The 8,881-nt window shown below is 63.4% G+C and carries 13 protein-coding genes and 1 pseudogene; 7 read left to right on the top strand and 7 right to left on the bottom strand.

The genetic code is table 11. From position 1 onward, the window contains the following. Positions 1 to 173: 173 nt before the first annotated feature. A complete protein-coding gene (rocF, locus tag BRAS3809_RS26795; protein WP_008965142.1) occupies positions 174 to 1,148 on the bottom strand; it encodes an arginase in 975 nt (324 codons plus the stop codon). A gap of 199 nt (positions 1,149 to 1,347) precedes the next feature. Here rocF and BRAS3809_RS26790 point away from each other — a divergent pair, with 199 nt between their 5' ends. Next, positions 1,348 to 1,608: a hypothetical protein gene (locus BRAS3809_RS26790; RefSeq protein ID WP_008965141.1), complete on the top strand. Its 261-nt coding sequence runs from the start codon at positions 1,348 to 1,350 to the stop codon at positions 1,606 to 1,608. Between the two features lie 6 nt (positions 1,609 to 1,614). On the opposite strand, the gene BRAS3809_RS26785 is transcribed toward BRAS3809_RS26790, so the two are convergent. After that, positions 1,615 to 2,646, bottom strand: a complete 1,032-nt coding sequence (locus BRAS3809_RS26785) for an OpgC domain-containing protein (RefSeq protein ID WP_240535775.1) — start codon at positions 2,644 to 2,646, stop codon at positions 1,615 to 1,617. Here BRAS3809_RS26785 and BRAS3809_RS37470 point away from each other — a divergent pair, their 5' ends adjacent. From BRAS3809_RS37470 to BRAS3809_RS26775, 4 genes are all read left to right on the top strand, one after another. Further along, positions 2,647 to 2,784, top strand: coding sequence for a hypothetical protein (locus tag BRAS3809_RS37470; protein WP_240535774.1), 138 nt, complete (start codon positions 2,647 to 2,649; stop codon positions 2,782 to 2,784). Between the two features lie 333 nt (positions 2,785 to 3,117). After that, positions 3,118 to 3,366 (top strand): hypothetical protein, encoded by a 249-nt coding sequence (locus tag BRAS3809_RS26780; RefSeq protein WP_008965139.1) that lies wholly within the window; start codon positions 3,118 to 3,120, stop codon positions 3,364 to 3,366. A gap of 271 nt (positions 3,367 to 3,637) precedes the next feature. Beyond that, positions 3,638 to 3,772, top strand: coding sequence for a hypothetical protein (locus tag BRAS3809_RS37650; RefSeq protein WP_008965138.1), 135 nt, complete (start codon positions 3,638 to 3,640; stop codon positions 3,770 to 3,772). Between the two features lie 105 nt (positions 3,773 to 3,877). Then, the gene (locus BRAS3809_RS26775; RefSeq protein WP_008965137.1) at positions 3,878 to 4,192 is read left to right on the top strand and encodes a c-type cytochrome; all 315 of its coding nucleotides are present in this window, start codon (positions 3,878 to 3,880) and stop codon (positions 4,190 to 4,192) included. Between the two features lie 73 nt (positions 4,193 to 4,265). Here the strand turns inward: BRAS3809_RS26775 and BRAS3809_RS26770 are convergent, their stop codons facing one another. The 3 genes from BRAS3809_RS26770 to BRAS3809_RS26760 form a co-directional block, all read right to left on the bottom strand. Beyond that, positions 4,266 to 4,619 carry a phasin gene (locus BRAS3809_RS26770; protein ID WP_008965136.1) on the bottom strand — a complete coding sequence of 118 codons (354 nt, stop codon included), beginning with the start codon at positions 4,617 to 4,619 and terminating at the stop codon, positions 4,266 to 4,268. 89 nt (positions 4,620 to 4,708) lie between these two features. Continuing rightward, entirely contained in the window at positions 4,709 to 5,011 is a 303-nt protein-coding gene (locus BRAS3809_RS26765; RefSeq protein ID WP_035658855.1) for a hypothetical protein, read from the bottom strand. A gap of 435 nt (positions 5,012 to 5,446) precedes the next feature. Beyond that, positions 5,447 to 5,635 (bottom strand): hypothetical protein, encoded by a 189-nt coding sequence (locus BRAS3809_RS26760; protein ID WP_008965134.1) that lies wholly within the window; start codon positions 5,633 to 5,635, stop codon positions 5,447 to 5,449. A gap of 436 nt (positions 5,636 to 6,071) precedes the next feature. On the opposite strand from BRAS3809_RS26760, the gene BRAS3809_RS26755 reads away from it, so the two are divergent. Continuing rightward, a complete protein-coding gene (locus tag BRAS3809_RS26755) occupies positions 6,072 to 6,305 on the top strand; it encodes a DUF6894 family protein (RefSeq protein WP_008965133.1) in 234 nt (77 codons plus the stop codon). Positions 6,306 to 6,453: 148 nt separating this feature from the next. Here the strand turns inward: BRAS3809_RS26755 and BRAS3809_RS26750 are convergent, their stop codons facing one another. Both BRAS3809_RS26750 and BRAS3809_RS26745 read right to left on the bottom strand, forming a co-directional pair. After that, a complete protein-coding gene (locus tag BRAS3809_RS26750) occupies positions 6,454 to 7,131 on the bottom strand; it encodes a methyltransferase family protein (RefSeq protein ID WP_008965132.1) in 678 nt (225 codons plus the stop codon). Positions 7,132 to 7,174: 43 nt separating this feature from the next. After that, a complete protein-coding gene (locus BRAS3809_RS26745; RefSeq protein ID WP_008965131.1) occupies positions 7,175 to 8,230 on the bottom strand; it encodes a hypothetical protein in 1,056 nt (351 codons plus the stop codon). Positions 8,231 to 8,409: 179 nt separating this feature from the next. Here BRAS3809_RS26745 and BRAS3809_RS26740 point away from each other — a divergent pair. Then, positions 8,410 to 8,881 (top strand): annotated as a pseudogene (locus BRAS3809_RS26740) (hypothetical protein); the annotation flags it as partial.

The following is an 8,881-nucleotide window of genomic DNA, read 5'->3' as shown; positions in this document are numbered from 1 at the left end:
GCGGTTGCGGGCGTTGCCTATCAGAACGGACTCGCCACCGGCCCTGCGCCGAACGACCTGCTCGGCTTCGTCGAATCGAAGATGTACGACGCGCGCTATTGATCGCGGCGTTGCGGATGCCTCTTGCGCGAGAGGCATCCGCATTCCCCACCAACAGCCGAAAAGAGATCCGGCTACGGGTCCGGCACGATCGCATTGGTCGGCGTCGGCCGATCGATGATCTGCTGGCCGAACAGGCTGCCGATCAGTTCGACCGCGACGCGCGCGGTCTTGCCGCGATCGTCGAGAAACGGATTGAGCTCGACGATGTCGACCGAGCAGACCAGCCCGGAATCGTGCAGCAGCTCCATGATGAGATGCGCCTCGCGATAGGTCGCGCCGCCCGGCACGGTGGTGCCGACGCCTGGCGCCACCTCCGGATCGAGGAAGTCGACGTCGAAGCTGACATGCAGGAGGCCGTTGCGGGCCCGGACCTTGTCGAGGATCCGGCGCATCAGGACGCCGACGCCGAACTCGTCGATGGCGCGCATGTCGACAATGCTGACGCGCCGCAGCCGCAGCAGATCCTTCTCCGCCTTGTCGACCGAGCGGATGCCGAACAGTTCGAGCTGCGCCGATGAGAGGCCGACCCGCGGCTCGTCGCCGAGCAGGCCGTCGAGACCCGGTTCGCCGCACAGGAAGGCAGCGGACATGCCGTGCATGTTGGCGGTGATGGTCGTCTCCGGCGTGTTGTAGTCGGCATGCGCATCGAGCCAGAGCACGAACAGTTCGCGCCCGATATCGCGGCAATGCCGCGCGACGCCATTCACCGATCCCATCGACAGCGAATGGTCGCCGCCGAGGAAGACCGGAATGGCCCCGGTCTGCGCCAGTTCGTAGCTGCGGCGCGCCAGCACGCGCGACCAGCGCTGGATTTGACGATAATGCTTGGCGCTCGCAGGTGGCTCGTCGCGGAGCTCGGCCACGTCGGCGATGCCGACATCGCCATAATCCGTGACCTCGAGCCCGAGACTTTCCAGCACCGGGACGAGACCAGCGGTCCGCAGCGCCGCCGGTCCCATCAGCGTGCCGCGCACGGAGGCACCGAGATCGATCGGCGCACCGAGCACGGCGATACGATGCGGCGATGCTGTATCGAATGAAGCCACGGTGTATCCTTTCTCGTCCGTCCGACCATAACGAGCCTCGCGCCGGAATGGCGCCCCGAGGCGCCAGGATCCACCGGATTTCCAACCGGCCCGGAGCGCAGGGAACCAATCTCCACAGCCGGCATTGCCTGGAACGTCGCGACTCACGTCGAGGGTGACATCTCAATCCGGCCGATGACGCGTCGAGAAGGCAATGAAAGTGAGCAGCGAATCGTTCGAAACACCTCCGCAGCCGGGCGTCGCCGAACGCGCGCTCGACACCGCCACCGACCTGTCCCGCTCGCTCGGCGAGGTGGTGGGGACTCTCAGCGCCGCGGTCGACCGGTTGAGCGCGGTCGCAAGGGACGCGCGCCGGCCGGGAACGGTGCTGTCCACCTTGAGCGCGGTCACGCGCGAGGCTCCTCTCGCCAGCCTGTTCGTCGCGTTCCTGTGCGGCGTGGCGGTCGCGCGCCGGCGTTGAGGGCGATCAGAACAGCCGCGGCCCGCGTCGGTCGACCTGCGATTCCCACGTCAGCAGCGTGGCGGCGAGCACCATGACGGCGATGCCGGTGACGCTGATCAGCAGCTGCATCGCAAAGCCGCCCGCGACGTCGGTCAGCACCACCTGGCCGACAAAGGCCAGCAGCACTCCGATGCAGTAGATCGACAGCGAGTTCTCGCCGCATCTGATCATCGCCGTCATCAGCGGACGGATCGGGCCGTGCCACTGCGGCGGCGCCAGCCGCGACACCACGAAGGCCAGCGACAGGAAATGCAGCAGCCGTACCGGCGCGAGATGGCTCTTGTAGATCGGATAGATCAGGCCGCTGATGGCCGGGGGAATCAGGCTTTCGAGACTCTTGAACTCCCAGCTCAAGGCCATGAACAGGCTGAAGCCGAGATAAGCGAGCGCCGCGATCAGAAGGGCGCGTGAGCGCAGCAGCGGATCCAGCCTCTCTCGGCCGCCATAGGCGTAACAGGCGCCGATCACGAACAGGAACTGCCAGGCGAACGGGTTGAAGTAGAGTTCGCCGCTCGGCCAGGCCGGCACCTGCCAGCTGAACAGCTGGACCATCATGTAGAGCAGGAAGGAGAGCACGAGCGTCACCGTCGCGCTCGACATCATCAGCCAGAGCACGATCGGAAAGCAGATGTGCAGGATCGCGAAGGTCAGCAGGATGTCGGTGTTGACGGGTGCAAACTGCAGCAGCGCGACGTGGACGAGCGTCGGACCGGGCTCGCGAAAGAAGAAACCGGTGTTGGTCTCATCGACGAAGCGGGTGCCATCACCGATCACCCACACCAGCGCCGCATAGGCGAGCAGCAGCACCAGGAACGCCGCGTAGATCTCCCAGGCGCGTCGCAGCGCGCGCACCACCGTCGTCACCCAGCCCTGCGTCGCCACCGCTCCGCCATAGGCGATCATGCAGGTATAGCCTGAGATGAAGACGAACACCTCGGAGGTGTCGCTGAAGCCGTAGTTCCGCAACGTCAGCCACGCCAGCGAATTGTCCGGCACATGATCGACGAAGATGAACCACAGCGCCAGACCGCGGCACGCATCCAGCCGGAGATCGCGACGCCCGTTGTTCGTTTCACAGACAGCAGCGATCTTCCCCAGCTCTGGATCACCGCTTCGGCGTCCAGCTTCGTCTGAAATTGGATCTGGCATGCGCCTTCGAGCATCCGCGGGCGATGGAACCTTGTGACGACCGGTCTGAAACTATCCGCTTACATGCGCGATGTCGTTTCAGAATTCGCGTGTGTTGTCGTCAGTCGCGCAGCGCCGCGCCTGTTCCGGTGTTCTGAAGATGCGGCTGCCAGAAAAGTGTGCACGGGAACCGTGCGTGCATAGGAACATTGTCGGCATGGTGGTGTTAACCATCTCACGATCGCTCCGGTTGGCAATTGTTCCACTCCCGTATTTTCCCGGATTGATTGTAAGCTGGTTAGACGTTGACTTGCAGTGGAAGAGTTAAAGGGGGGTTCCGTGATCCACCGAGGTGTCCAATATACGGTCGTGGCGACTGCTGAACCGGACATTTGGGAATGGCGGTACGAGTTCGGCGATCAGGTCAAGACCGGGCGAACCCAAACGCGGCTCGCCGCCCTGGCCGCTCGGCGGGTGAAGTCGAAGATCGACGCCGCTCTCCGCGCAACTCAGACGGGTTCCGTTACGGCCGCCAATGTCGCTGACCGCCTGGAGATGGCCAAGGCGACGTCGCACAGCCTCACCTGAGGTTCTCGCGGCGCACACGCGAAGCGCGATTGGTTATCCACCCTGTTGAGACAGATCAAGGCATGCATGCCTGGATCCGTCATGGTCAGGCAATGGAAACCCTTGTCTTTCGCTGCTCCCAGACGGGATCGAACGTGCAGATCGGCTTGACGGCGTCGCCCTGGGCCGAACACGCCGATGCCTACGAAGCGGTCGCATGCCCAGCATGCGGGCGCCTGCACCTCGTCAACAGGCGCACCGGAAAGACGCCGAGCGACAGGGAGGGCACGACATGTCCACCATTGCAGATGAGTTGACGGCAGCTCACACGGCTGGCCCGTCACTGCTGCGCCGGCTCGGCACTTTCATCAAGGCGATCGTCAGCCGCATCGACCTGTCACACTTTCCGCGGTCGTGCTGCAGCTGACCGCGGCACGCCGCCCCAACCACATTGTCCCTGTCCAGCGAGCTGCCGTTGCCGCAACGGCCGGCATCGAGCACGGCTAAGCCCTTCCCAACATCGGAGTGACGGATGCGCGCCTTGTTGATCAGAATTCTGGCGGTCCTGGCGGCGACGGCCGTGTCGACCTCGGCGCGGTCCGCCGATGCGGATCATGGCCGCGACCTTGCGCGGCGCTGGTGTTCCTCGTGCCACCTGATCGAAGGAACGCAGAAGCAGGCGAGCGCCGACGTCCCCTCATTCGCCGAGATCGCGCAGAAGGCGGATTTTACTCCGGAGAAGGTCGCGTTCTTCCTGCTCGACCCTCATCCCAAGATGCCGAGCTTTCCCCTCAGTCGCCTCGAGGCGGCCGATATCGCCGCCTATATCGGGTCGCTGCGCAAGTAGGTCCCAAGCGGCGGCCGGATCGCCGCCGCTCCGCATGACGGACGACCTGTCGCGCAACGGCCGACGTCACGGCTCACGACTTGGGCTCGGTGGCCTTCGTTGCCGCTGACATGATGCTCGTCGTGATCGTCTTCATGTGCTCGCCGGCATTGGTGAACTGGCTGCGCAGGAACTCGGATTGAATCCGCATCGCCTCTTCCAGTTCGGTGGCGTGGACGAGCTTGCGGGCATGCTCGAACGCCGTCTTGATATTCTGCTCGGTGAGGGTGAGCGCCTGCTTGGACATGTCGGCGGCCGGTCCGGGAACAGAGCCGATCGATTTGCCGGCGGCGTCGAAGAACATCTCGAAGGCCCTTTCCGCCTGCGCGATGGTCTTATCGGCAAGATCGCGCAGCTCCGCAGGCACTTCCAGTTTGGTTGGGGTCATTGTTGCGTCCTCCACGACACCCCAACTACCATATCCGGCTGCTTGCGTCCCCGTGCAAATGGCTACGAAGGGGGCCGCTGGCCGAGCTGTCAGGACGCAGCCATTCTTTCGCGCGCGATCTGAAGTGAATACTCGATCGAGGCGAGATGACGATCGAACATCCCTTGCGCGCGCTCATCAGTCACGAAGCCCGCGAGCTCTCGCGCATGCTGCAAAGCAAGATCAAGCAGGATGACGGTCTTCCGGAGATCATCCCGGACGTCAGCCGCGCCCGAACGCGCGACATCGTGCCTCCGCGCAGTTGCAATCGCAGCGGCATCTGGACCGTAGGCCGTTGCGGACGCGCCACCGAGCGAGACTGTCTGGATGCGAAACGGAATGACGTTGGTCATTGGCCCTCCCCCTGCGCTTCGCAGCGGCGGATCTGACTCAAATTTTCTGCTTTATACCCGTGGCATTTTACTGAAGCCTTAGGTCGATTGCAGAGGGCATGGCCGCAGCGGCCCCAACGCGAACGCCGGCGTTAACTCGAAAGCAAACCGACGCGTTCCGGAATCGGCAGCGACAGGATGCTTCGGTGGCGGCCAGGCGCAGGCCGGCGACCCGGCGCGCGCCGCTGGCGCTTCTCCCGCCAGGACATGCAGCGCGTTCCGACACGCCCTCTCAGAAGTGGGCCGACGCGAGTTCAAGGCGATGTAAGGCGGGGCCACGATAGCCAGCGACGGCATCCTGGTGCCGGCCGGAATGAGATCGATCCAAACAGACGACTGCAACTTTTGCGATTTTCAGATCGCTCACCCGCCAGACCTGCGGCAAGGGCGTGAGGATCAGGACAACGGCAGATCGGTTTCCGCATGCGACTCGGAGGTGAGACGCTCGATCATTTCAATCAACTCGATACGTTGGCCCGGCGCCATCTTCAAAAATGCCTTCAGGAGCCGCAGACTCTCGACCGCTTCGCTCGATGGAGCTCCGAGCTTGGTGTGCAGCTCCGCGATGAAAGTTTGATTCTTCATCTCGCACCTTTGGCAGAAACGGCAATGCCAGTCCTCAGCGAACCTGAAAGCCCTCGCACGCAAGGGGATAGTGCAGCAGCTGAGGTTGAGCGTGTTGGTTTTGGGCGGCTGCGACCCTAATCCTCGGATGGGCAATCTGGGAATCGATCGCGTGGAACTCGATCAGGTTGAAAGTATGCCAGGGAACAACTCCTGCAGCAAGTCGAACTGACCAAACGGTCGAATTTAACGACGCAATTTGAGCGTTCTGGCAGTTTTTGATGCTGCATACCAGCAAAAACGGTCGTTTACCGAACGATGAAGGGGGATTACAGTGGAGGTAAGCTTGTCCTCCATATTAGAGGTCTTCTATAGTTCGAGTGGGAGGATTACGGACTGCGGTTTCCGCTTCGGCTCCGTGTCCGGCTCCCTTGAATACAATGGCCGCAGGAAGACCATGCGCACGTACTATTTCGACATGAAGGATGGCGTTCCGACCAGGGACCGCACCGGCCTGGAATTTGCGACGAGTGCCGGCGCCATCGAGCACAGCCGGGACTTGGCCCGTCGGCTTCGGCACGATCCGAGGATCACCGATCGCCGGCTTTCGATCGTCGTCGTCGACGAGTCCGGCGCTGAGATTCATCGCGAGCCGGTCTATCCCACGGCGGTCAAGGTCAGCCTGTCCTGATTTTTTGAAAGCGTTCCGGCGCCCGAACCGGGATTGGACCGAAAAACAACTTTTCGTTGAAACTATGGCGGGAGCCGCAACTTTCGAGTGATCTCCTTCAACAGCCGGATGGCTGAGAATGAAGGTCCCACCCGGTGCCGGCCCGCGCTCACCAGACAAGCGGCACCAGCCGCCACCGCACGCTTCCCTGATACGCCGCATAACCGGACAAGCGCTCCGCGAGCACGGCCTCCTCGTGCAGCAGGCGCCACATCAGGATGGGGAGAATGACGATCGTCATTGCAAGCCCCCACCAGGATCCCAAGGCGATCGGGACGCCCGTCAGCAGCACCAGAGCCGCCGCATACATCGGATGACGCACGATCGCGTACGGGCCGGTCGATATCACAATCTGATCGTGAACGACGTCGACGGTCGCGGCCGAGAAGGTGTTTTCACGGAAGACGCGCCAGATCCCGACGAAGCCGGCGACCACCAAGACGTCGCCACCGAGCACGGCCGGCACGCTCATGTGAGACCAGTCGAAGCGGTGGTCAAGCGCCGGGACTGACAGCAATCCGATGAACCACAAGGAAATGATCGTCATGATCAGGCGCTGAACCGGCTCCTTCTCGGCAAACGGCCCTCCCCTCATGCGCCGCTCCAGCAGGGCACGATCTCGCCGCATGAGGTCGATCGAGACGCAGAGGGACAAGAAGAAATAGATCAGCAGGAACAGCCAAGCCTGCCAGTAAGCCAAGCTGCCGGCCACACCGAAGATCACGGCGCCCATCGCGAGCAGCAGGATGACCAGACTTGCCAGCGTTTTCGCGTTCAGGCGGTCCATACCCCACAATAACGCCAACGCCGGTCCGTTCCGACCGTTATTCCTATTGCTGCTTCTCCCAGAACGAGAGCAGTCCCTGCGAGGCCGAGCCGCCGATGACGCAGGGAATGCCGACGGCGACCTGCCCGAGCGCGGCGGCCGAGACACAGCCGAGCGCCAATGCGCCGACACCGAGCTGGCCCCAGAAATCCATGTCACGGCGCGCATCGGATCCCTTGAGCTTGAGCTCGTCGACCGCGGCGACGGCATCCTTGCGCACCGCGCCGAGTTGCACCGTATCCGCCGCCTCGACCACCTCGCGCAGCGGCTCCTTGACCGGGCCCGACTGCCGCGCGAGCTCCTCGCGGAGATAGTCGCGCAGACTTGCATCGCGCACGGCGTAGCTCGCCAGCGTATAGCGCGCCATGCTGCCGATGGTGAGCTTCTCGACAGTGTCTCGGCTCTTCGACCACGGCAGCATCTGAACGATGCGCTGGATCGGCACGCGCGAGCCGGTCGCAAAATAATAGCCCCAGAGAATATCGAGCAGATCCTGGTGCGTCGCGTAGCTGAGACGCGTGTCGAGCTTGCGCTCCTCCTTCTTGAATGGATTCTGCGTCAGCGTGCCGCGCAGCTTGTCCATCATGCCCGGCTTGGGTTCCTCCAGAGGGATCTCCATCAGGACCGGCTGCGTGCCGCTGAGATAGCCGTCGATCATGACGCGGCGGCCCGGCATCTTCGGCGCGACCTTGCGCAGCAGATTGCGCCACTCCGGCAGTCCCGAATACGCGATGGCACGCACGATCACCCATTCCTCCTCGGGCGGAACGGGGAAGAAGCTGTTGACGAGCTGTTCGGCCTTCGCCGGATTCGAGCCGATCGCGCCCGCAATGAAGCCGAGATAGATCCCGGAGTTCTCCGGCTCCTTGAACGTCTGCGAATGGAATAGCACCCGCACCGCCGCCGGCACATGGGCGTAGTCGGGCTTGGTGCGATAGTTGTAGATCCAGTTCTGGACGACACCCAGCGAGGCGCGTGGGTCGATATCGGGGACGACCGCTGCGGCAAGTGCCGATTGAACGAAGGTACAAGCGATGAGGGCCAGGGCGATGGCGCGCATGATCTGCTCCCGACAAGCGTTCGCCGCGTCGGCATCCGCTGACGCGTGAGACGACGCGATCGTCCCAGGCGTTTGAATCCGATCTGCGTCGATTCTGCGGCCATCAATGGTTCCGGGCCGCGGGACAGCCTTCGCAGCTGTGATCGCGCGACGCCGTGTCTCCACGGCGCTGACATGATTTGGCCGTCCCCCCGCACTTGCATTGCGCCGATGACGAGCAGGCAGGAGCGCACACCATGAACGCCAGGATCCGGCGTCTCCCCCGCTTCGGCAGCTTGCGACAGGCCGCCCCCGTCGTCGCGACGCTGTCCGTGTTGTTGTCTCCAGTCATGGCCGCATCCGCCGAAACCGTTGCGGTGCAGGGGAATCGGCGCGTCGATGCCGAGATGGTGCGGTCCCAGTTTCATGCCGATGCGAACGGCCGTTACGATGCTGCCGCGCTCGATGCCGGCCTGAAGGCGCTGGTGGCGACCGGACTGTTCGAGGATGTGAAGATCAGCCGCATCGACGGGCAGATCGTGGTGCGGCTCGCAGAAGCAAAGGTGCTCGACCGGGTCGCCTTCGAGGGTAACAGGAAGGTGAAGGATGCCGATCTCGGCAGCGCGGTGCTGTCGAAGCCGCGCGGAGCCCTGCAGCGCGCAACCGTGCAGG

Source organism: Bradyrhizobium sp. STM 3809 (assembly GCF_000239795.1).
GTDB lineage: Bacteria > Pseudomonadota > Alphaproteobacteria > Rhizobiales > Xanthobacteraceae > Bradyrhizobium.
Note: the sequence above shows the minus strand (reverse complement) of the source record. Positions and strands in the feature narration are given on the sequence as shown.